Annotated in this window: 18 protein-coding genes; 14 read left to right on the top strand and 4 right to left on the bottom strand. The window is 61.8% G+C overall.

Going from position 1 to position 22,144, the window contains the following annotated elements; all coding sequences use genetic code 11:
* Positions 1-36: 36 nt before the first annotated feature.
* Positions 37-672: a hypothetical protein gene (locus VV088_RS19805; protein WP_334602382.1), complete on the bottom strand. Its 636-nt coding sequence runs from the start codon at positions 670-672 to the stop codon at positions 37-39.
* Between the two features lie 217 nt (positions 673-889).
* Here VV088_RS19805 and VV088_RS19810 point away from each other — a divergent pair, with 217 nt between their 5' ends.
* From VV088_RS19810 to VV088_RS19835, 6 genes are all read left to right on the top strand, one after another.
* A complete protein-coding gene (locus tag VV088_RS19810; RefSeq protein WP_334602383.1) occupies positions 890-3,382 on the top strand; it encodes an ATP-dependent helicase in 2,493 nt (830 codons plus the stop codon).
* 173 nt (positions 3,383-3,555) lie between these two features.
* Positions 3,556-4,998, top strand: a complete 1,443-nt coding sequence (locus VV088_RS19815; protein ID WP_334602384.1) for an IS5 family transposase — start codon at positions 3,556-3,558, stop codon at positions 4,996-4,998.
* A 119-nt stretch (positions 4,999-5,117) separates the two neighbouring features.
* Entirely contained in the window at positions 5,118-6,806 is a 1,689-nt protein-coding gene (locus VV088_RS19820) for an HlyD family efflux transporter periplasmic adaptor subunit (protein ID WP_334602385.1), read from the top strand.
* Positions 6,807-6,814: 8 nt separating this feature from the next.
* Positions 6,815-7,510, top strand: coding sequence for an ABC transporter ATP-binding protein (locus tag VV088_RS19825; RefSeq protein WP_334602386.1), 696 nt, complete (start codon positions 6,815-6,817; stop codon positions 7,508-7,510).
* Positions 7,507-8,802, top strand: a complete 1,296-nt coding sequence (locus VV088_RS19830; protein ID WP_334602387.1) for an ABC transporter permease — start codon at positions 7,507-7,509, stop codon at positions 8,800-8,802. The genes VV088_RS19825 and VV088_RS19830 overlap by 4 nt, the downstream gene beginning before the upstream one ends.
* A gap of 15 nt (positions 8,803-8,817) precedes the next feature.
* Positions 8,818-11,160: an S-layer homology domain-containing protein gene (locus tag VV088_RS19835; protein ID WP_334602388.1), complete on the top strand. Its 2,343-nt coding sequence runs from the start codon at positions 8,818-8,820 to the stop codon at positions 11,158-11,160.
* Between the two features lie 48 nt (positions 11,161-11,208).
* Here the strand turns inward: VV088_RS19835 and VV088_RS19840 are convergent, their stop codons facing one another.
* Positions 11,209-11,535, bottom strand: coding sequence for a helix-turn-helix domain-containing protein (locus tag VV088_RS19840; RefSeq protein WP_334602389.1), 327 nt, complete (start codon positions 11,533-11,535; stop codon positions 11,209-11,211).
* 139 nt (positions 11,536-11,674) lie between these two features.
* Between VV088_RS19840 and VV088_RS19845 the strand changes: the two genes are divergently transcribed.
* Positions 11,675-11,815, top strand: a complete 141-nt coding sequence (locus VV088_RS19845) for a hypothetical protein (RefSeq protein ID WP_334602390.1) — start codon at positions 11,675-11,677, stop codon at positions 11,813-11,815.
* 13 nt (positions 11,816-11,828) lie between these two features.
* On the opposite strand, the gene VV088_RS19850 is transcribed toward VV088_RS19845, so the two are convergent.
* Positions 11,829-12,446, bottom strand: coding sequence for a DNA-3-methyladenine glycosylase (locus VV088_RS19850; RefSeq protein ID WP_334602391.1), 618 nt, complete (start codon positions 12,444-12,446; stop codon positions 11,829-11,831).
* Positions 12,447-12,512: 66 nt separating this feature from the next.
* On the opposite strand from VV088_RS19850, the gene VV088_RS19855 reads away from it, so the two are divergent.
* From VV088_RS19855 to VV088_RS19875, 5 genes are all read left to right on the top strand, one after another.
* Positions 12,513-13,397, top strand: a complete 885-nt coding sequence (locus VV088_RS19855) for a DMT family transporter (protein ID WP_334602392.1) — start codon at positions 12,513-12,515, stop codon at positions 13,395-13,397.
* A gap of 15 nt (positions 13,398-13,412) precedes the next feature.
* Positions 13,413-14,297 (top strand): DMT family transporter, encoded by an 885-nt coding sequence (locus tag VV088_RS19860; RefSeq protein ID WP_334602393.1) that lies wholly within the window; start codon positions 13,413-13,415, stop codon positions 14,295-14,297.
* 156 nt (positions 14,298-14,453) lie between these two features.
* Positions 14,454-14,762 carry a DUF2089 family protein gene (locus VV088_RS19865; RefSeq protein WP_334602394.1) on the top strand — a complete coding sequence of 103 codons (309 nt, stop codon included), beginning with the start codon at positions 14,454-14,456 and terminating at the stop codon, positions 14,760-14,762.
* On the top strand, positions 14,762-15,226 hold the full coding sequence (locus VV088_RS19870; protein ID WP_334602395.1) for a hypothetical protein: 465 nt from the start codon (positions 14,762-14,764) through the stop codon (positions 15,224-15,226). The genes VV088_RS19865 and VV088_RS19870 overlap by 1 nt, the downstream gene beginning before the upstream one ends.
* A gap of 119 nt (positions 15,227-15,345) precedes the next feature.
* Positions 15,346-15,936, top strand: coding sequence for a hypothetical protein (locus VV088_RS19875; RefSeq protein ID WP_334602396.1), 591 nt, complete (start codon positions 15,346-15,348; stop codon positions 15,934-15,936).
* A gap of 154 nt (positions 15,937-16,090) precedes the next feature.
* Here VV088_RS19875 and VV088_RS19880 read toward each other — a convergent pair whose 3' ends face one another.
* Entirely contained in the window at positions 16,091-18,931 is a 2,841-nt protein-coding gene (locus tag VV088_RS19880; protein WP_334602397.1) for an S-layer homology domain-containing protein, read from the bottom strand.
* Between the two features lie 188 nt (positions 18,932-19,119).
* On the opposite strand from VV088_RS19880, the gene murJ reads away from it, so the two are divergent.
* Positions 19,120-20,688 carry a murein biosynthesis integral membrane protein MurJ gene (gene murJ, locus VV088_RS19885; protein ID WP_334602398.1) on the top strand — a complete coding sequence of 523 codons (1,569 nt, stop codon included), beginning with the start codon at positions 19,120-19,122 and terminating at the stop codon, positions 20,686-20,688.
* Positions 20,689-20,691: 3 nt separating this feature from the next.
* The gene (locus VV088_RS19890) at positions 20,692-22,140 is read left to right on the top strand and encodes an O-antigen ligase family protein (protein ID WP_334602399.1); all 1,449 of its coding nucleotides are present in this window, start codon (positions 20,692-20,694) and stop codon (positions 22,138-22,140) included.
* Positions 22,141-22,144 lie beyond the last annotated feature (4 nt).

A 22,144-nucleotide genomic window follows, 5' to 3' on the forward strand; every position in this document is an offset into this window, starting at 1 on the left:
GCGTCAGCCGGGGGGCCTGTTTTGTGTGTTTGATGATCAGCCGGTGAGGTTCATGCTGGTGACGACATATCCGAACATGGTGTCCCAAGGCTGGAGGGTGGCCTGGAACCGGGCCAGGACCCGGCCGTCCACCTGGTAAACCAGGGCGCCGGTGAGGGTATAGCCCCCGGCGGAGGGCCGCAGGCTGTCCACCCGGATCTGCGCCAGGTCATCCTCGCCGCAGACCACTACGTAGCAGCGGGAGACGTTGTCGTAATTCAGCCGGTCCCGGAGGGCGGCTGGGGGAGAATCCAGCTGCTTGGCGGTGAGCGACAGGGCGGCGGCGTAGTCCAGCAGGGTCTCCTCGGGGAAGAGCATCTCGCCCTTCTCAATCACACTGCGGCTGTCCAACTGCCCGTAGAGGGACAGCATGTTGTACAGCGCCTCCCAATTCAGGCTGCTGTCTGCGAAGGGGAACTGGTCCGCGTCGTGGTTCAGCATGGCCAGCACCAGAGCGTGGAAGGCGGGAGCCATGGACTCCGCCGCGTCCGTTTGGGCGGGAACGTCGCCGGGGAGGTAGTCTTGCGCCGGTCCGGCAGGCGGGGCCTCCGAAGAGACGGCCGGGCCGGTGCTGTTCACCGGTAACACGAGCATCGAGGTGATAAGAGCGGCCGCCAGCAGTTTTTTGTACATAGTGGGAGACCTCCTTTCCTGTTTGTGACCTTATTATAGCATGGACCGTCTGTTACCTTCTTATCGAACCCATTACGGCCTGGTGAAAAAAGGGTTACAAATTGGTTTCGCTTTAATCTATGCGGCGGGAAAGAGGGACATGCCTGGTTTTCTTTGGTTGACCGGAGGAGAAGTTTGGATTACAATAGGAGCATACCATACAAAGGATGTTTGATCTATGCTGAATCAGCAACAGGAGCTTCAATTCTGCAAGGCCCGCCGGGAGGCCATCGCCCGGGATTTTGCCCGGCTGAACCCGGAACAGCAGAAGGCGGTGCTGGCCACCGAGGGACCGCTCCTCCTTCTGGCGGGGGCGGGGAGCGGCAAGACTACCGTGCTCATCCACCGGGTCGCCAACCTGATGCGGTACGGTCGGGGGTCGGACTGCGGCGAGGCGCCGGAATCGGTCACCGAGGACGACCTGGCCTTTCTGGAGACGTACGCCCGGACAGGGGAGGGGGACAAGGCCCGTCAGGAGCGGCTGTGCCGTCTGGAACCCGCCGCCCCCTGGTCCATCCTGGCCATTACCTTCACCAACAAGGCCGCCGGGGAGCTGAAGGACCGGCTGGCCGCCCTGCTGGGCCCCTCCGCCAACGATATCTGGGCCAGTACCTTCCACTCCGCCTGTGTGCGCATCCTCCGCCGGGACATCGACAAGCTGGGCTTTGCCTCCTCCTTCACCATCTACGACACCGATGATTCCCTGCGGGTCATCAAGGACATCCTCAAGCAGCTGAACCTGGATGAAAAGCAGTTCGCCCCCCGGTCAATGCTGGGGTACATCTCCCGGGCCAAGGACGCCATGAAGCTGGCTCCGGACTACCTGGACGAGTGTGAAAAGTCCGGGGACTTCCGGCTGGCCAAGATCGCCAGCGTGTACATGGAGTACCAGCGGCGCCTGTGGGAGGCCAACGCCCTGGACTTTGACGACATCATCCTCCACACCGTCCGCCTGCTCATGGGCTTTGAGGAGGTGCGGGAATATTATCAGCGGAAATTCCGCTATGTGCTCATCGACGAGTATCAGGATACCAACAACCTCCAGTACCTGCTGGCCTCCACCCTGGCGGGGGGGTATGAGAACTTCTGCGTGGTGGGGGACGACGACCAGTCCATCTACCGCTTCCGAGGGGCCACCATCGAAAACATCCTCTCCTTTGAAAAGCAGTACAAGGGCTGCCGCACCATCCGCCTGGAGGAGAACTACCGCTCCACCGGCCACATCCTGGACGCGGCCAACGCGGTCATCCGCAACAACCAGGGCCGTAAGGGAAAGGAGCTGTGGACCAGGGCGGGGGCGGGGGACATGCTCCAGCTGTACACCGCCATGAACGAGAACGATGAGGCCCAGTATGTGGCGACCAAGGTCCTGGAACATTACGGCCAGGGGCGGCGCTGGAAGGACCATGCCGTCCTCTACCGGATGAACGTCCAGTCCAACCAGATCGAGCAGGCCTTCAAGCGCAGCGGGGTTCCCTACCGGATCATCGGGGGCACCCGGTTCTTCGACCGGGCGGAGGTGAAGGACGTGCTGGCCTATCTGGCCGTTCTGGACAACCCGGAGGACGACCTGCGCCTGACCCGCATCATCAACAATCCCCCACGGGGCATCGGCGCCCGGACGGTGGAGCTGGCCCAGGACATCGCCCGGCGGGAGGAGAGCTCGGTCTATGCCGTCATCGACAACGCGGACATGTATCCCGAGCTGCGGAAGGCGGCCCCCAGGCTGTCCGACTTTACCGGACTGATCCAGGGGCTGTACCAGCTGCTGGCGGAAAACCAGCTGTCCCTGCCGGACTTTTACGAGGAGCTGCTGGCCCGCACCGGCTACGCCGTGATGCTGGAGAGCAAAAACACAGTGGAGGACCAGGGCCGCCTGGAGAACGTGCGGGAGCTGCTCACCTCCATCAACAGCTATTTGGAGAACCGGGCCGATCCAGAGGAGTCCCTGCTGGATGCGCTCCACGGCTTTCTGGACGAGATTGCCCTGTACACCGACATCGACAGCCACGACCCCAACCAGGACTGTGTGGTGATGATGACCATGCACGCCGCCAAGGGACTGGAGTTTCCGGTGGTCTTTGTGGTGGGGGCGGAGGAGGGCATCTTCCCCGGCAGCCGGGCCATCGGTGAGACGGAGGAGATGGAGGAGGAACGCCGCCTGTGCTACGTGGCCATGACCCGGGCCAAGGAGCAGCTGCACCTCACCTGCGCCAACCAGCGGATGCTCTTCGGCCGCACCAGCGCCAACCGGCCCTCCCGGTTTGTGGGAGAGATCCCGGCGGAGCACCTGGAGCAGTCGGGCAAGACCTTTCTGTCCGATGCCGCAGAGGGATGGGGAGGTATGCCCAGCCGGGCCTCGGGCTACGGCGGCTACGGGGGGCTCCAGAGCGGGCGGGGGTCTTACGGCCAGCGGCCCGTCTACGGCGCGGGCCGGAGCCCGGCCGCGCGGCCTGCCGTCTCCTCCGGCGCGGCCCCGGCGGGGGGCGGCGGAGGGCCCGCCATGCAGCTGGCCAAGGGAGACATGGTGGACCACAAGGCATTCGGCCGGGGGATGGTGCTGTCCGTTCAGGCCATGGGGGGCGACGCCCTGGTGGAGATCGCCTTCGACAACGTGGGCACCAAGCGGCTGATGCTGAAGTCCGCCTCCGCCCATATGACAAAAGTTTGAAAAATCTTCCGGGAGACGGGAACTTTTTTCCGTCTCCTGCGTCTATATAGGGCCTGCTTCGTAACCTCAAACTGCTTAGAAGACAAGCAATATGGGATGAAATATGGTAGAATAGGTGCAAGGGAATTGGGAAAAAGCAAGGAAAAAGCGTGCACTTATAGGGGGCGGAGTGGATGTATAAGGACAACAGTCAGCTTCGGATGGAAGATTTCATCTTTCCATATGGGAAACTGGACCCAGAAAACGATTGGGTGAAACTGGCGGCGCTGGTTCCGTGGGAGATAGCGGAGGAACGGTATGCAGCGCGATTCGTGAACAATGGTCACCCGGCCCATCCGGCACGGATGGCATTAGGGGCGCTGCTGATTCAGCGGCGGCTGAAATGCAGCGACCAATGGCTGGTGAAGCACATTGGAGAAAACCCGTATCTGCAATATTTCATCGGCATGAAGGAGTACGGGCCGTGTCCGTTCGGAGCGTCCACGCTGGTAGCGTTCCGGAAACGGTTCAGCGAGGAGGACCTGGCAGCAATTCTGGAGGCGTCTGTCCCAAAAGCGGCGACAGGGAAACAGGATGACTCGGATGACGGGAACGATCCGCCTAACAGCGGGACATTGATTCTGGACGCCACATGCTGCCCCGCGGACATCGCCTATCCTCAGGACATCGATTTACTCAACCAAGTGCGGGAGAAAGCGGAGAAAACGGTGGACGAGCTGTGTAAAGCGGCAGGACAGAAGAAGCCCCGGATGTACCGCAAGCGCGCCCGGAAGGACTATCTCCGTCTGTCCAAAAGCAAGAAGCGCAGTGGGAACGCAATCCGTTCCGCGATACGCAAACAGCTGCAATACATCCGCCGGGATATCAGGTACATAGCTGAATTGGTTCAAAAAGGTGCAAAATTGTCTTCAAAGCAGGCGGACCGCCTGAATATCATGACTACTGTCTACGAGCAGCAGCGCCTCATGTTTGAATCCGGGACCCACAGCATTCCCCGGCGCATCGTCAGTCTGGCCCAGCCCTGGGTCCGGCCCATCGTTCGGGGAAAAGCCCACGCCAATACCGAGTTTGGCTCAAAACTGCATATCAGTCTGGTGGATGGCTATGCCAGGATCGAACGGCTGGACTTCGAGCCCTTCAACGAATCGGAAGACCTCTGGCGGGCGGTGGCTCGGTACCGGGAGCGCTATGGCTGTTACCCGGAACGTATCCTGGCGGACAAAATCTACCGCAGCCGCCAGACACTGGCTTTTTGCAAAGAGCTTGGTATTCGTCTGTCCGGTCCGGCCCTGGGAAAGCCGCCAAAAGCTCCCGGCCTGTCCCGTCAAGCAAAGAAACTGGAGTATCAGGACAACTGCGACCGCAATGCTGTGGAGGGTGTTTTTGGGACGGTCAAGACCGCTTACGGCCTGGACCGCGTCATGGCACGCCTACAGGAAACCGCTGTCTGTGTGATTGGCGTTGCACTGCTGCTCTCAAACCTTTCCTTATCCCTGAGGGCCGCTCTCGCTCTGTTTTGCCTTATGCTTCTGCTGTTTGTTTTGCTGACGTTGCGGAGCAGAGCCTATATAGAAGAATGCGATCCAGACAGGCCAGGTTCAGGAAATCTGAAATAAAACTGTAACCGTCTTGTAATTGATACCCCCGGAAAAGGGGCATATAATGAGAAAGCAAGTACAAGCAGGAGCCTGTCCGGTCCACTGTGGACAGACCGTTGAAATAGGAGGATGCCGCTATGCCAGATGTGAAAGAAATCCAGACCGCCCCCGTGCAGGAGGCGGCCGTCCCGGCAGAGACTGCCCCGTCCGCGCCCTCCAGGCCCCCGGTCAAGAAGCCGGCGGGGAAGGGGCGGCAGAAGATCGTCAAGCGGCTCATCGCCCTGGGCGTGGCCGCAGCCATCTTCGGCGGAGGGGGCTTTGCCCTGTACCGCTTCCTTACCGCCACCGACGACGAGGTGGGGGAGATCTTCCCCGCCACCGCATCCATCGGCACCATCCAGAGCAAGGTGTCCGGACAGGGCACCGCCCGGGCCAAGGAGCAGGCCGCCATCACCCTGACCCAGAGCGGCGTGGTCCAGGAGGTCTACGTCACCGGCGGCCAGACCGTGATGGCCGGCGACCCGCTGTACACCATCTACAGCGAGGCGGCGGAGAAGGCGCTGACCGAGGCCCAGACCGAGATGGATAAGCTGCTGGAGGAGGCCAACAACCTCACGGTCCAGGCCCCCTTCGCCGGCAAGCTGATGGATGTGTCGGAGTTCCAGATGGACCAGGAGGTGAGCAAGGGCACCAAAATCGCCACCCTGGTCAACGACAAAAAGCTGAAGCTGTCCCTCTACTTCAGCTACGCCTACGAGGGGGACGTCCATGTGGGCCAGAGCGTGGACGTGTCTATCCCAGCGGTGATGAAGACCTACACCGGCCGGGTGGAGAAGATCAACAAGGTGAGCTTTGTCTCCCCCGAGGGGGCGGTCCACTTTGAGGTGGTTATCGTCTTTGACAACCCGGGCACCCTCACCGAGAAGATGGACGCCTCCGCCATGCTCACCGATTCCGAGGGCGGGGAGATTTACCCCTACAGGAACGGCCAGACCCAGTTTTACGAGACCCGGGACGTGCTGGCCAAGGCCTCCGGCCCGGTGATCGGCCTGGGCAACCTGCTCAACTACGCCAACGTCTATGAGGGCGAGCCCCTGCTGTACTTAGGCTCCAACACCATCGACGAGCAGATCCGCAACCAGCAGACCAAACTGGACGAGGCCCAGAACGCCATGAACGACTTCAACGCCGTGGCCCCCATCGACGGCACGGTTACTTCCTGCAACCTGGTGGAGGGCCAGGAGGTGAAGAGCGGCGACACGGTGGTCATGATCTCCAACAACGTGACCATGCTGGTCACCATCACCGTGGACGACCGGAACATCGCGTTCATCAAGCCGGGCAGCTTTGTGGACCTGTCGGACTGGAACGGCAACGTATTCCAGGGCCAGGTCACCTCCATTGACATGGCCGGGGCGGAGAGCGGCCAGGGCATGACCAACTACCCGGTTACCCTGGAGGTGGACAACTTCGGCGGCGCGCTGATGGACGGCGCCTACCTGCAATACTCCTTCGTCACCAGCGAATCGGAGGCCTGCGTGATGGTGCCCACCGCCTGCGTGCAGTACTTCAGCGATACCGAGGGCAACCGGTGTTCGGTGGTCTTTGTCCAGATGGATCAGCCCCCCGAGGAACTGCCCGAGCTGGAGTATCCCACCTTTGAACCCGGCCAGAAGCGCACCTTCCCCAGTCAGGAGGAGGGCTACTACCCCGTGGTGGTGGAGACCGGCATTGCCGACACCCAGAACGTGGAGATCATCTCCGGCGTCAACGAGGGGGACACGGTGTTCTACAACTACACCGTCACCGATTACTCCGGTTGGTGAGGTGCGCCATGCTGATCGACATTCGAGACCTCTATAAGATATACAACGAGGGCAAGGAGAGCGAGGTAAGAGCTCTGGACGGCGTCTCCCTGCAGATCGACAAGGGGGAGTTCGTGGCCATCGTGGGCCAGTCGGGCTCGGGCAAGTCCACCATGATGAACGTGCTGGGCTGCCTGGACATCCCCACCTACGGGGAGTACTTCCTGGACGGCAACGACATCAACACCCTCACCGACAAGCAGCTGGCCCGCATCCGCAACCGGGAGATCGGCTTCATCTTCCAGGGCTACAACCTGATTCAGGAGCTGGACGCCCTGGAGAACGTGACCCTGCCCCTGATCTACCGGGGGGTGTCCGTTTTCGACCGGGAGGACATGGCCATGGAGGCCCTGGCCAAGGTGGGTATGGACGACCGGGCCCACCACCGGCCCTCGGAGATGTCCGGCGGCCAGCAGCAGCGGGTGGCCATCGCCCGGGCCATCGCCACCAGTCCCCCTATCATCATGGCTGACGAGCCCACCGGCGCCCTGGACTCCCGGACAGGCCGGCATGTGCTGGAAATTCTCCGGGAGCTGTACCGGGGCGGGACGACCATCCTGCTGATCACCCACGACGACGGCATCGCCGCCACCGCCAAGCGGGTGGTACGGCTGTCCGACGGGAAGATCATCTCAGACAAACCCCAGGAGGTGGATTGGGAATGAACCTTTGGCAAGCCTTTAAAATGGCCTTCAAGTCCATCGCCATGAAGAAGACCCGGTCCTTCCTCACCATGCTGGGCATCATCATCGGCGTGGCGTCGGTGGTCATCATGGTGTCTGTCATGCAGGGCCAGGCCAAGAAGAACATGGAGTATTTTGAGAAGATGGGCGACAACAAGATCACTCTGTACGCCTACTCCTACTACGATGTGGACAACGAGACGGGTCAGAAAATTTTTGACTACTGCCTGTCCCTCAGCGACCTGATTCTGGGCATTACCCCGAATGCGGAGATCAATGACAAGGGGACGGTGCAGTACGGCTCCAAGGTGCTCCCGGTGAACGACTGGGAGGCCCTGGCCACCCCCATGCCCGGAGGGGGCATGATGATGGACGGGGATACCTCCGAGAAAATGCTCCGCTTCAAGCTGGGGTCCGAGAGCTACGGGGTGTGCAACAACTACACCCTGGCCGGCGGGCGGGAGTTTACCTACCTGGAGGTGGAAAAGACCCTGCCGGTGTGCGTGCTGGGCTCCAGCGCCAAGGAGCAGATCTTCGGCTATACCGACCCGGTGGGGGAGACCATCAGCATCAACGGCGACCCCTTCCAGGTGGTGGGCTGGTACAACAGCATGGACCTGCAGTACAGCAACGGGATGGACAGCGCCATCGTAATCCCCTACACCTTTAACCGCAGTATGAACAAGAATAACTCCATGAACCAATATGTCATCAAGGCCAAGGACGGCCCCTCCACCATTGAGGCCACCACCCGGATCGACGCCTTCCTCAACGGCATGTTTCCCAAGAACGCCGACGGCTGGCGGGAGAACGGGGACTACAACGTGGGCAGCGACGACAGCTGGATGCAGGATGCCCAAAAGGCCAACCTGATGCAGTCCCTGGTGATGGGGGCCATCGCCGGCATCTCCCTGCTGGTGGGCGGCATCGGCATTATGAACATCATGCTGGTCACCGTCACCGAGCGCACCCGGGAGATCGGCATCCGCAAGGCCATCGGCGCGGAGCGGTCCAGCATCATCACCCAGTTCCTCATCGAGTCGGCGGTGATCTGCTCCCTGGGCGGGCTCATCGGCATCGGCATCGGCTATGTGGGCACCATGATCGCCGGCAAGCTGATGGAGGACGTGTTTGACGGCATGATCCTCATGCCCGAGCCCACCATCGCCATCGGGGCCTTCCTGTTCTCGGTGGTGCTGGGCATCATCTTCGGCATGTACCCCGCCATCAAGGCCTCCGGCCTGCAGCCGGTGGTGGCCCTGCGGGCGGACTGAAAGGAGAGATCGGTTATGAGAATATTCAAACGGCTGGAGGCGGCCGTCCTCGCCGCAGCGCTGGCCCTGTCCCTGGTGGTCCTGCCGGCGTCCGCGGCCCCTGGGTCCTTCACCGACGTGAGCGATCCCAATACCGCCCTCAACGCCGACATTCTGCGGCTGATGGGGGTGGTCAGCGGCACCGGTGAAAACCGCTTTAACCCCTCGGGGTCGCTGACCCGGGCCCAATTCTGCACCATGGTGGTCACCTTCCTCCAGCGGGGGGACGAGGCGCCCCGCTACTCCACCCGGACCATCTTCTCCGACGTGAAGAGCGGCCACTGGGCCAGGGCCTACGTCAATCTGGCGGCCAGCATCCCGGTGAGCGAGAGCGACGGGGAGAACAGCAGCTCCATCCCCCTGGTCTCCGGCGTGGGGGACGGCCGTTTCCTCCCCGATGACAACATTACGATGGCGGAGGCGGCTACCATCCTCCTTCGTGCGCTGGGGTACACCAGCAAGGAGGCGGGGGCTGTGTGGCCCCAGGGCTACATGGACCTGGCCGCGTCCACCGGCCTGACGGAGGGCCTGGACCTGCCCGCCGGCACTGCCATCAACCGGGCCCAGGCGGCCCAGCTGTTTGTCAACGCCCTGTCCTGCAAGACCAAGGAGGGCAAGGCGTACTACGAGACCATCGGGACCCTGTCCAACGGGCAGGAGAAGACCATCGTCCTGTCGGTCAACGTGGAGACGGACGACGGCAGCACCATCGGCGCCATCCGCACCACCGGCCAGAGCAAGGACTCCGAGGCCTACCTCCCTGCCCACGGCGACGGCAATGTGGCCGCCCTTCAGGGCAAGCGGGGCTATCTGGTGCTCAATGACAAGCAGGAGGTGGTGGCCTTTGTGCCCGACAAGAGCACCGTCACCACCATTGTCCTCAACGGCAGCGCCCAGGCCAATTCGGTGAAGGCCAGCAGCGGCCAGCAGTATACCATCTCCTCCGGGACTACGGTGTATACCTCCGCCTCGGACGCTGGAAAGGACTGGCTGGAGGCGTATGCCTCCCTCACCTCGGGTACCCAGCTCACCATGTACTCGGAGAAGGGCAAGATCGTGGCCGTCTACGCCACCGGCGGGGCCAACACCATCGACTCCGACGCCGTGGTGGTCATGGGTACCGCCACCGCCGCCACCTTCCACCACCTCACCGGCGGCGTGACCAACTTCAGTGTCATCAAGGACCGCCAGCCCATCCGCCTGAACCAGATCAAGCCCTACGACGTGGTCACCTACGACCCCGTCAGCAACACCTTAGTGGTGTCCGACCTGCGGATGACCGCTGTCTACTCCGACCCCAAGCCCAACCCCAAGACCCCCCAGACCATCAACGTGGTGGGCAAGGAGATGGAGGTGCTGGAGAGCGCCTGGGACACCATCGGTGACCTGAAGCCCGGCGACAGCGTGTCCCTCCTCCTCACCGCCGACGGCGTAGTGGCCGGCATCGTCCCCGCCAGCGCCCAGGTCCGCTCCACCGCCATCGGCACGGCCACGGAGGGCGGCGTGTCCATCTTCCTCCCCGGCGGCGGCACTCTGGACCTGTCCGGCAAGGTGACCAACGCCTCCAGTGTGACGGCGGACGAGCCGGTGGTGATCTCCTCGGTGAAGGACGGCTTCTCGGTGAGCAAGCTGCCCGTCAACCGGGCCCCCGGCGCCTTCGACGTGGCCGGACTGAAGCTGGGCGCCCTCACCGTCTCCCCCAGCGTCCGGATCTATGAGCAGCTGAAGAACAGCCCCCTGCAGTCCGTGGACCGGGGCAGCCTGACCATGGAGTCCATCCCCGCGGATAAGGTCAGCTACCACGCAAACAGCTCCGGCGTTGTGGACTACATTGTGCTGGAGGATGTCACCGGTGTGGCCTACATCTACGGCATGATGGTGGGCGGCTATGAGGAAATAGATGGAAAAGAGCGGTATGTCTGGTATCTGCGCAGCGGCAGCCAGGACATCCAGTTCAGCTCCGCCACCACCTACCGCGGCCAAAGCGGCGATATGGTCGGGGTGGTCCTGGGCACGAACCGGGACGACAGCAGCACCATTCGGGAGATCGTCAAGCTCCAGGAGATCCGGCAGGTGAAGGTCTCCGACTTCTTCGAGAGCCAGGGTGAGTACTACGTCCGGGTGGGCGCCCACACCTACCAGATTGCGGACAACGTGGAGTGCTACTACAACCGCACCGGCAACAAGGTGTCCAAGGACAACTGGCTGACCGGCGGCACCGGCACGGAGCGGTTCAACTCCATCAAGACCTACTCCGAGACCTTCTCCATTTACGTGGACCAGGTGGGCCAGCAGGTGCGTATCGTTGTGGCCAACTGATCCCAAGCATAGAGACAGCCCCCGGCGAAAGCCGGGGGCTGTTTTGTGTTATAAGGGCTGCTCCGCCGCCAGGTCGATGAACCGCCGGACCAGCTCCAGCTGGCCCGCGTTTAAGGTGCGCAGCTTCTCCGCCACCGACCGCCAGTCCTCCTCGGGCCAGAGACTGGCGCCCACCAGAAATTCGTCCGGCGTGGTTTCCAGAGCCAGGGCCAGCTTCATGATGACCTCGGTGGAGGGGATGGAGATTGCGCGTTCAATGCTGGAAAGGTATTTGTATCCGATATCGGCCCGTTCCTCCACTTGAAACTGCTTTAAGCCAAGCTGCTTTCGTCTGCGGGCAATGCGCTTACCAATCTCCTTATAATCCAATTCCATGCTGAGCCCTCCTATGATTTTAATCATATGGAGGTTTTTATGCCGATAAACCAGCAATTAGCCGAAATTCGGCTTGACATATTCTGAAATCGATTTTATAATCGGATTGCATATATAAAGTCGAATGCGAGGGATTGCTATGTACGAAAAAATGTACCACCTCCTGTTCCGTGCCGTTACGGACGCCATGGACTTGCTGGAGGAGCAAAAGTACCAGGAGGCGCTGTCGCTGCTGGAGCGGGCCAGCCGGGACGCGGAAGAGGTTTACATGTCCGAATGAAAAGCAGGGACCGTTATGGTCCCTGCTTTTGCGTTCCAATATAAAACCGCCAGAGGAAATCCACAGCCTCCTCCGCATAGTCAATGCCAATGCGTTTGCCGGTGCGCACCGCCTCGGGGGCGGGAGGCTGTCCCTCGCAGACGTACAGTCCGCCCTCCGGGGCGGTGAGATCCAGGCCGTTCTGGGTCCGGGTGAGGGCCAGCCCCCTGCACAGCTTGCCTGGGCCGTTGAGAAAATTCTTTCTCTGGTAGGCATTCAGCTCATTTTCCTTGCAATGGAAGCGGTTCTTTGCTATAATATCTCCGTTTTCGACCGGGACCGCCCCCCGGATCAGCACGGCGGCCGGTTCCCCCTCCGCCTCGGTGACAAAGTTGAGGCAGTGGTACATCCCGTAGATCAGGTAGATGTAGGCCGTCCCCGGCGGGGCGAACAGGGTCTCGGTCCGAGAGGTGCGTTTATAGCCGTAGGCGTGGCAGGCCTTGTCCGCCCGGCCGATGTAGGCCTCCGTCTCAGTGATACGGCAGCGCAGGGCGGTTCCGTCCTCCAGCACCCGGACAATGTCCCGGCCCAGCAGGTCCCGGGCCACGGCGAGCGTGTCCCGGCTGTAAAAATCTCGTGTGAGGATGTCCATGCTGTTCCCTCCTTTTCTCCTATCATAGCATAGTCCAAATCTCTTTTGCAATTGGAGTTGATACAAATGTCCCCCAAAACGATGCGTCTGCTTGCCAAGCCCATGCTCTTTGCCGCCGCCCTCATCTGGGGCACCTCCTTCTTCATCATGAAAAACGCCCTGGATGTGATTCCGGTGTTTTACCTGCTGGCCATCCGGTTTACCGCCGGGGCGCTGCTGCTGGCCCTGGCGGCCTGGAAGAGGTGGAAGGAGTTTTCCTTGGACTACCTGTGGCGGGGGGCCATTATCGGCGGCTTTCTGTTTCTGGCCTACTCAGTGCAGACCTTCGGCCTGGCTCTGACCACCCCCTCCAAAAACGCGTTTTTGACGGCGGTGTACTGCGTGCTGGTGCCCTTCCTCACATGGGCGGTGGTGAAGATCAAACCCGACCGGTATAACATCATCGCCGCTGTGCTTTGCGTGGCGGGGGTGGGACTGGTGTCCCTCACCGAGGACCTGGCTATCACCACCGGCGACCTGCTTACCTTGGTATGCGCCATTTTCTACGCCAGCCATATCGTGGCGGTGGCCAAGGTGTCCCCCGGAACGGACATCACCCTGCTCACCGTGTTCCAGTTTGCCTTCGCCGCCCTGTACGCTTGGATCGGCGGAGCCTGTACCGAGACCTTCCCCGCCGCCCAGCTGGCCAGCCCGGCCATGCTGCTGCCCATGCTCTACCTGTGCGTGATGGCCACCACCGTGGCCCTGCTGTTCCAGAACGTGGGCATGGTCTGGTCCGACCCCGCCTCCGCCGCGGTGATTTTGTCCCTGGAGTCGGTGTTCGGAGTGCTGTCCTCGGTGATCTTCTACGGCGACCCGGTCACCGCCCGGCTGCTGGCCGGCTTTGCCCTGATCTTTGTGGCGGTGGTGTGCTCCGAGACGAAATTTTCCTTCCTGCGGAAGAAGCAATGAATGGAGGCCGATCCTGTGCCCGATAAGACCATGAAGCTGCTGGCCAAGCCCATGCTGTTTGCGGCGGCCTTTTTCTGGGGGGCCTCCTTCATGCTGATGAAAGGGGCGCTGGACAGCGTGCCCACCGGCTATCTGATCGCCATCCGGTTTACGGTGGGCGCCATCCTGCTGGCCCTGTTCAGCTGGCGGCACTGGAAGAACGTTTCCCTGGATTACCTGTGGCGGGGCGGCTTTGCCGGCCTGCTGCTCTTTGGCGTCTACTGGGCCCAGACGGTGGGCCTGGAGACCACCACCCCCTCCAACAACGCCTTTCTGTCGGCGGTATACTGTGTGATTGTGCCGTTTCTGGCCTGGGCGCTGTTCCGGGAGCGGCCCGACCGGTACAACGTGGCCGCCGCCCTGCTGTGTCTGGCGGGAGTGGGCTTCGTCTCCCTCACCGAGGAGCTGACCATCTCCGCAGGGGACGGCTTTACCCTGGTGGGGGCAGTGTTCTGCGCCGCTAATATCATCGCCGTGGCCCGGCTGGGCCGGGGGAAGGACGTGATACTGTTCACGGTGGTCCAGCTGGCCGCAGTGGCCCTGTGCGCCTGGGTGCTGGCCCTGACCACCGAGACCTTTGACTTCACGAGCCTGGCCCGGCCCGAGGTGCTGGGCCCCATACTGTACCTGTGCGTCATGGCGACCCCCATCTGTCTGGCGCTGATGAACGTGGGGCTGGTCTGGTCGGAGCCGGCTCCAGCGGCAGTCATCCTGTCGCTGGAGGCGGTGTTCGGCGTGATCCTGGCCGTCATCTTCTACGGCGACCCCCTCACCCTCCGCCTGATCACCGGGTTTGGATTGATCTTTGTGGGCGTGCTGTGCTCGGAGACAAAATTTTCCTTTTTACGGAAGAAGACATAAGTACCCCCCGCCAGGAGGCGGGGTTTTATTTTTAATAAACTTTATGAAAAATAAAATTAAAGATTGACTTTATTAAAATTAAAGTATATACTAAGAATCACAGAAGGGAGGAAAAATTAAAGTATATACTAAGAATCACAGAAGGGAGGACCGCATATGGCAATTGAACTTCTGCCCGAGTGGATGGCCGGGCTGGAGGAGGAGGAGGTGGCTTTCATCAGAAAGTTCATCCTGGCGTCCGGGTCGCTGAAGGAGGTGGCCGGGCAGTACGGCGTGACCTACCCCACCGTGCGTCTGCGGCTGGACCGGCTCATCCAGAAAATCAAGCTGACGGAGAACACCGCCGCCGACCCCTACATCGCCACCATCAAGCGGCTGGCGATGAACGAAAAGCTGGACCTGGATACCGCCAAGGTCCTGATCACCGAGTATAAGAAGACGCGCAAGGAAAAGGAGGAATTGTAATGGATATGATGTTTGGAATGGGATTGGTAATGATACCAGTTGTGCTGTTCATGTTTATGCTCCCCATCGCTCTGCTGGTGGCCCTCCAGGTGTGGCTGTGCAGAAAGGGGAAGTGGCTGGGACTCATCCTGCCGGGCATCTCCCTGGCGCTGTCGCTGGTGATGGCGTTCAGTATGGCCGCGTTCAGCACCTTAACCGTTGGAGGCAATACTATGGTAAGCGGCGGGGCGGTTCAGGTTCCGGCCCAGGAGGAGGACTATGTTGAGTCCCCAGCCCAGGAGGGCGTGCCTGGGGGAGAACGGGAGAAAACAGAGTTCCACCCCGAAGGACTGATTACCGCAGGGGTACTCTTTCTGGTCATGAACATCCCCACGGTGGTTTTCGGCGGCATCTGGCTGCATTACAAGGGCCGCAGAGACACCCTGGAGGACCTGAAAAAGATGCGGATCGAGGACCTGGAGTAAAAAACTGCCGCCCCACTTGGGGCAGCTCCCGTAAGGAAGCTAATACCCGCTGAAAAACGCTTGTTTTTCAGCGGGTATTGTTTTATAATTGTTCAGACGGCAAAGGGAGGTTATTCCATATGGATTTTTTTAAGCATAGGCGGCGTCAGAAAACCGGCGTTCGTCCCCGCCAAATTATCTTTGAGAAAGAGAATCCTGAAAATACATACATCACCTGGGAAGACAAGATGAAGCCGCGCATTGATCTGGACGACGGTATTACCCGGGAGGAGTATCAGTCCCTGGCTTCCCGCTGGGATGAGATGATATCCCTGGCTGAGGAGATTATCTGGCGGAACTATCTGGACCCCAACAGTGATGACCTCATGTCCGAGGTAGACTCTTTCCCCGATATCCGATTCCTCACCGGGAATTACTACGTGGGGGATGTGTCCTATGGCTATATCTATCGGGATAAAAAGCATCGGGCCTACCACATCAAGGAGGGCCGGCTGCGCCATAAGCACCACAACGGAAAGGAATGGATATCGGAATGGCTCCCTCTGGACAGCCCGGAGATCACCCGGTATTACCAGATCCTTCTCTCACTCCACCTCACCGGCGATGAGGGCGGGAAGGAAGATGACTATATGGGCCTGGATCTGGAGGCGGAATTTTTAAAACTGGACGATCCCATAGAATTTGGGATACTCTCCCATGACGTAATTTAATTTGTCAGCCATATTTTATCATTCTCTTCCACGACACTTTCCCCGAAAGTGTCATAGTGGGTTATACAGTATGAAAAGGACAAGGCGAACCGTTTGTGGCTCACCTTGTCCTTAACTTCTTTATGAAGACTTACCCTTGGGGGCGGCAGTTTTTTTACCGGTTCAGGGTGATATAGTCGGCGGACACATAGCCAATGGCGGCCTGGCCCTCGGTGTTGCGGAACAGGATCTGGTACCAGCCGGGCTGCTGGCCCAGGATGACGATCTGGGAGCCGTTGCGCAGGCCGCCCACGGCGTTGTAGGTGGTGTCCGGGCCGGAGCGGATATTCAGGCCATACTCCGCGCCGGTGACTGTGCCGGTGTGCTGGGCCTGCTGGCAGGTGACCAAACAGGAGGCGGAGGCCCCGTTCCAGCTGGCGGTGATGGTGACCGCGGCGTCCCCGTTTCCGGCGTACAGGTTGGTGACCATGCCGGTGGAGGAGACGACGGCGGTATCCGGACTGCTGCTGGTCCAGGTGATGGCGGCGCCCTCCGCCACAGGCAGGATCACCGCGTTCAGGGTGACGCTGCTGCCCGAGGCCAGGGTGACCTGGCTCTGGTCCAGGGCGATGGCGTAGTTCCCAGGCTGCTCCGGGGTGGCGGGGTCAGTGGGCGTGTCCGGATTGGTGGGGGTGGTGGGCTGCGCCGGGATGGGGGTGTGTTCCAGCACGCGGGAGAGGAGAGAGGCCATCTGAGCCCGAGTCAGGGTGCCTCTGGGGTCCAGGTTTCCGGCGCTGCCCGAGGCCAGCCCCTGGGACACCAGAGTGGCCGCCGCAGTCTGGGCGTACTCAGAGATGTTCTGCTTGTCTGCGAACTGGTCCAGTACGGACAGCTCCCCGTCCGGGCAGGCTTTGCCGATGATGGGCAGATAGCGGTACAGCAGGGAGAAGGCCTGCTCCCGGGTGATGGGGTCCCGGGGAGAGAATCTACCCTCTCCGGTGCCCGAGGCCAGCCCCCTGGACTGGGCCCAGGAGATGGCGGTGTAGTAGTAGTCCGTCTCCGCCACGTCGGTGAAGGTGCTGGCGGCGGTCACGGCGGGCTTCCCGGCGGCGTTATACAGCATGAGCATGAAGTCGCCCCGGATCATGGAGTTGTCCGGCCCGAAGAGGGTGGAGCTGATACCGCTGCATACGCCGTGTTCGTAGCAGTATTCCACCGCGTCGTAGGCCCAGTGGCCGGGCTGGACGTCGTTGTGGACATAGACAGAGGCCACCTGTACCGTCTGGCTCATGCCGCCGGCGGAGAAGGTGATGGAGCCGCCGCTGCTCAGGTCCTCCCCGGCGGTGAACAGGCCGGTTTCATCCACCGTGCCCACGTTCCCCGTCACGCTGACGGCGACCGGGGCGAAGTTCCGCAGGGCGGTGCGGCCCCAGTAGGAGCCGGAGGCGGACAGCTGGACCTGCTGGCCCGGCTTGACCGACAGGCTGGTGAGGGCGGCGGAGCTGCCCGATTGGGTGATCTTGAATTCGGTGAGCTGGTCCACCACGTGGATCTGACCAAAGCCCTCCAGCGTTCCAGCGGTGAGGCGGAGGTTATCGGTGCCCGTCCTCCATCCGGCGGTGTAGACGCCATCCTCAATGGCGCCCAGCTGGTCCATTGAGGTGTAGGTCAGGCCGCCCAGGTTGGCGGAGACGGGGTTCAGCAGCTCGTCCATCGCCGCCGCCTGGGGCAGGGTGAGGGAGGAGCCGGTGAGCACCACCTGGCCGTTTTCCTTGGGGGCCAGGCGCTGGGGGAGGCGGCTGCCCTGATTGGGGGTAACCAGCAGCAGGAAGGTAGCGCAGGACCGGAGGCTGCCCTCAGAGGGCTTGTTCAGCACCCCGGGGCCGGCGGCGCCGGGCACCCAGAGGGACAGGGCGGTGGACCCGCCGCCGTCCAGGTTGACCACGGTGGTGCAGCCCTGACTGAGCAGCTCCTCCGCCAGATTCAGCTGGGACAGGCCGATGGAGTAGCCGGACTGCCGGCCGTCCACGGCGTAGAGGACCACGGCGCCGTCGGGCTTGATGCCCATAGCGGTGCGGGGCTGCCGGCCGTCCTTGGCGTAGACCCAGCTGGCGGAATCGGTGATCATGCCGTTCTGGACCATGATGTCCCCCACGCCTCCGGCCCACTGGGCGGCGGACAGGATGGGGTCGGAGCAGGCGGTGGACAGGGTCACTAGATCGCCCAGCTGGAAGGTGTCATAGAGCTCGATCCAGCCGGAGGCGTCCGCCGAGGTGAGGATGTACTCGTTCGGACCGATGGCGATGGGCTGGTCCGACTGGAGCAGCTCCGTGACCTCCAGGGTGAGGACGGAGTTGACGGTGAGGTCCGGGACCTGTTGGGTGTAGAGGTCCGGGACCACCTTCATCCGCACGTACCAGCCGCTGCCGGTGCTGCGGGTGGAGACGGTGGAGAAGTGCTCGTTGAGCAGATAGATGCCGCCGGTGGCGGCCCGGGCCTTGTTGAAGCTGTTGGGGACCACAGTGATGTCGGAGGCGGGGTTGTACAGCGACATGGCCACCTGGGGGACGGAGAGGATGGAGATGCTGCCATTGACAATGGCCATGGCGTTCTCCCCGTCGTTGCTGGACTTGTACACGCCGTCTTCAATGACAAGGCCGATGGGGACGCCGGTGGCCATGGAGAAGAAGTCGGTGTTGATGGCGCCCAGAACGTGCCAGCCCTCGGCCTGGGCGTTGGAGACCGCCTTGTTGATGCTAGCGGCGCCGTAAATGGTGCCCGCACTCTGGCGCAGGATGGGCTGGACCTGGCTGTAGGGGGACAGCTCCATGGAGAAGCTCTCCACCCGGCTGGCGCCGTTGACAGTGACCGTGTTGCGGTAGGTCAGCCCGTCCATGATCTGGGTGGTGGTCTGTAATTTTCGCTCGCCCGCGGTGGCGTAGACGGTGGGGAGCAGCAGAAGAAGGGCCAGGAAAAGGGCCGCCGCGCGGCGGGGAAGGGAGTTGGTATGTCTCATGGGTAGGCTCCTTTGTTGGTATGTGTCAAAACGTACGATTCCCATTATAGCAGAGGGGAAGGGGAGATTCAATGGGAAAAAGCAGGGAAGAAGTCCGGCCGGGGACCGATGTTCACAAAACATTCAGGAATCCCCAGTTGCAAAAAGATTCCGTATGATGTAAAATATACCGATTCTCTCTTGAGGGGGTGGGCGCACTGGAGGAGAAAAACAGCGCGGCGAAGACCGTCAGCCTGGTGATGGCGGTCACGTTCATTGGCAAGGTGCTGGGGCTGTACCGGGACCGGCTGCTGGCCATCCACTACAGCACCGGGGCCGCCGCCAATGCCTTTTTTACCGCCAGCCGCATCCCCCGGGTGTTTTTCGACGCGGTGTTCGCCTCTGCCATTGCCGCCTGCTTCATCCCGGTGTTCAGCGAGTATCTGGAGCAGAAGGGGAAGAAGGAGGCCTTCCGCTTTGCCGGTAGCTTTATTACCGTCATCGCCCTGCTCACCGGGGGCCTCACCCTGGCGGGGATGGCCTTCCCCCAGCCCCTGGTGGCCCTCTTTGCCGACTACTCGGACCCGGCCACCACCGCGCTGGCCGTCTCCCTCACCCGAGTGATGTTCCCCACCGTGCTCTTCTCCGGGGCGGCCTTTTCCCTGGTGGGGGTGCTTCAGGCCCAGGACCACTTTACCGCCCCCGCCCTCATGTCAGCGGTGTCCAATCTGGTGATCATCCTCTATTTCTTTACCCTGGACGCCCGGCTGGGCATCTTCGGCCTGGCCGGGGCCTACCTGCTGGGCTGGCTGCTCCAGGGGGTGATCCAGGTCCCGCCCCTGTACCGGCTGGGCTTCCGGTTCCGCCCCGGACTGGACCTCCGGTCGGAGGGCATGAGGAAGGTCTTTTTCCTGATGGGGCCGGTGATGGTGTCCACCTGGGTGCAGCCCATCAACCAGGCCATCAACGGCCGGTTCGGTTCCCGGCTCTACGATGGGGCGGGGATGTCCGCTCTGGAGTACGCCTCCAACCTGTATCTGGTCATCGCGGGGACCTTCATCCTGTCGGTGACCAACGTGATTTTCCCCAAGCTGTCCCGCCTCACCGCCGGGGGACGGGAGGGGGAGTTTCAGGATACCGTCCGCCAGACCCTGCGGGTGTGCCTGTTTCTGGTGCTGCCCATGTCGGCGGGGCTGATGGCGGTGGCCCGGCCCCTCATCTCCCTGATTTACGGCGGGGGAGAGTTTGACGCCTTCTCCACCGAGATCACCGCCGCCGCTTTGAGCTGGATGGCCCTGGGCATGGTGGGCTACGCCGTGCAGAACATCCTCAGCCGGGCCTACTTCGCCCGGCAGCAGGGGAGGGTGCCCCTCATTGCCGGAGGGGTGTCCATCGCGGCGAACCTGGCGCTGTGCCAGCTGCTCACCGGACGCTTTCAGGTGGCGGGGCTGGCCCTGTCCTCGGCAGCCTCGGCCACGGTGTACGCGCTGCTCCTTCTTCTGCCTCTGCAAAGGGGCGGGGAGAAGATTCTGGACCAGGCCGCCCTGGCGGATCTTGGAAAAATGCTGCTGGCCGCCGCCCTTATGGGGGGGTGCGTGTGGAAGGCGCTGGGGCTGCTCACTTCCAGCCTCCCGGCGGGCAAGCTGGGGGAGCTGATCTGCCTGGGGACCTGCGGGGCGCTGGGCGTGGCGCTGTATTTTGCCCTGGCCCTTCTCCTGCGGGTGGACGAGGCCAGATTGTGTGTCACTCTTGTGAAAAAGACGCTGAAACGAGGTTAAGCCATGGAACGAGCAAAGGATATTTTAAATGGAAGCTGGCTTTGGCGGGCGCTGATGGCCCTGTGCGCCTGGTGCGGCGGGCAGTGGGAGAACAGCACGGTGGTCCAGTGGTTCCTCCACCCCCGAGGGTGGAACCGGGGCGCGTCGGAGAGCAGCGTGTTCTACCGGCTGTGGAGTTGGGTCCGGTGGGCGCTGTGCCGGATCTATGAGGCTCTGCGGCTGGACAAGCTCTTTGCCGGGAGCGTGTTTACCAGAACCTGGTTCTGGTGCATGATGCCGGTGGTCTTGGCCCCCATCTTCCCCACCATGGCGGTGCTGGGCATGGCCGCTGTTGGCTACTGCTCCCTGCTGCTGGGGCTGGTGCGGGACAAAAACCGGCCGCTGGCCTGGGCTCCCATCAACCGCTATGTGATCCTCTACGCCGCTGTCTATTTGGCGGGCACGATGTTTTCCGTCAATCTGGACACCAGCCTGGAACCGGGTCTGCTCAGCGTGGCCTTCATTCTCTTCACCGTGGTGCTGTACAACGCCGTCACCAACCGCAGTCAGCTGGACACCCTGCTCGCCTTTATGGTGACGGCGGCGGCAGCGGTGTCGGTCTACGGCATTTTGCAGTATTTCTTCCGCTGGGGCTACCAGTCCGCCGCCTGGGTGGACAGCGATATGTTTTCCTCCATCAGCTTCCGGGTGGCCTCCACCCTGGGCAACCCCAATATGTTGGGGCAGTACCTGATCCTGATGATCCCCATCGGGGGGGCCAAGCTGCTGTCCGCCAAGGACTGGTTCAGCCGGGTGTTTTACTTCGGCTGCTGCGGGGTAATGTGCGCGTGCATGCTGCTCACCTTCTCCCGGGGGGCCTGGCTGGGCCTGCTCTTCGCCGGAGCGGCCTTCGTGGTCCTGCTCAACCCCCGGCTGATGCTGCTGATCCCGGTGGCCCTGACGGCGCTGTGGTTCGTCCTGCCGGACACCGTTATCAACCGCTTTGCCAGCATCGGCAACCTGTCCGATGCGTCTACCTCCTACCGTGTGTATATCTGGATGGGCACCCTAGCTATGCTGAAAAACTACTGGCTGTGCGGCATCGGCCCCGGGCCGGACGCCTTCAACATGGTCTATCCCGCCTACAGCTACAACGGCATCTCCGCCCCCCACTCCCACAACCTGTTTCTGCAGATCGTGTGCGACGCGGGCATCGCCGCTCTGGCCGTCTTTGTCATCCTGCTGTTTGTCTACTTCCGCATGATGTGCATCGCCATCGGCAAGGAGCACGACTGGTCCAGCCGGGTCCATCAGATCGCCTTTACCTCCGGGGTGTTCGGCTTCATGGTTCAGGCTATGACGGACTACTCCTTTTACAACTACCGGGTGCTCTTCCTCTTCTGGACCTACCTGGCCCTGGGGGCGCTGTGCACCCGGCGGCGGCGGCTCCCCGAAGGGAGGCTGCTGGCTTGATCCG

The sequence above is a fragment of the Lawsonibacter sp. JLR.KK007 genome, from assembly GCF_036941135.1.
GTDB lineage: Bacteria > Bacillota > Clostridia > Oscillospirales > Oscillospiraceae > Lawsonibacter.

What these genes read in the sequence shown, in the direction of transcription:
- VV088_RS19805 (WP_334602382.1), bottom strand. Translation starts at nt 672, where the DNA reads ATGTACAAAAAACTGCTGGCGGCCGCTCTTATCACCTCGATGCTCGTG.
- VV088_RS19810 (WP_334602383.1), top strand. Translation starts at nt 890, where the DNA reads ATGCTGAATCAGCAACAGGAGCTTCAATTCTGCAAGGCCCGCCGGGAG.
- VV088_RS19815 (WP_334602384.1), top strand. Translation starts at nt 3,556, where the DNA reads ATGTATAAGGACAACAGTCAGCTTCGGATGGAAGATTTCATCTTTCCA.
- VV088_RS19820 (WP_334602385.1), top strand. Translation starts at nt 5,118, where the DNA reads ATGCCAGATGTGAAAGAAATCCAGACCGCCCCCGTGCAGGAGGCGGCC.
- VV088_RS19825 (WP_334602386.1), top strand. Translation starts at nt 6,815, where the DNA reads ATGCTGATCGACATTCGAGACCTCTATAAGATATACAACGAGGGCAAG.
- VV088_RS19830 (WP_334602387.1), top strand. Translation starts at nt 7,507, where the DNA reads ATGAACCTTTGGCAAGCCTTTAAAATGGCCTTCAAGTCCATCGCCATG.
- VV088_RS19835 (WP_334602388.1), top strand. Translation starts at nt 8,818, where the DNA reads ATGAGAATATTCAAACGGCTGGAGGCGGCCGTCCTCGCCGCAGCGCTG.
- VV088_RS19840 (WP_334602389.1), bottom strand. Translation starts at nt 11,535, where the DNA reads ATGGAATTGGATTATAAGGAGATTGGTAAGCGCATTGCCCGCAGACGA.
- VV088_RS19845 (WP_334602390.1), top strand. Translation starts at nt 11,675, where the DNA reads ATGTACGAAAAAATGTACCACCTCCTGTTCCGTGCCGTTACGGACGCC.
- VV088_RS19850 (WP_334602391.1), bottom strand. Translation starts at nt 12,446, where the DNA reads ATGGACATCCTCACACGAGATTTTTACAGCCGGGACACGCTCGCCGTG.
- VV088_RS19855 (WP_334602392.1), top strand. Translation starts at nt 12,513, where the DNA reads ATGTCCCCCAAAACGATGCGTCTGCTTGCCAAGCCCATGCTCTTTGCC.
- VV088_RS19865 (WP_334602394.1), top strand. Translation starts at nt 14,454, where the DNA reads ATGGCAATTGAACTTCTGCCCGAGTGGATGGCCGGGCTGGAGGAGGAG.
- VV088_RS19870 (WP_334602395.1), top strand. Translation starts at nt 14,762, where the DNA reads ATGGATATGATGTTTGGAATGGGATTGGTAATGATACCAGTTGTGCTG.
- VV088_RS19875 (WP_334602396.1), top strand. Translation starts at nt 15,346, where the DNA reads ATGGATTTTTTTAAGCATAGGCGGCGTCAGAAAACCGGCGTTCGTCCC.
- VV088_RS19880 (WP_334602397.1), bottom strand. Translation starts at nt 18,931, where the DNA reads ATGAGACATACCAACTCCCTTCCCCGCCGCGCGGCGGCCCTTTTCCTG.
- VV088_RS19890 (WP_334602399.1), top strand. Translation starts at nt 20,692, where the DNA reads ATGGAACGAGCAAAGGATATTTTAAATGGAAGCTGGCTTTGGCGGGCG.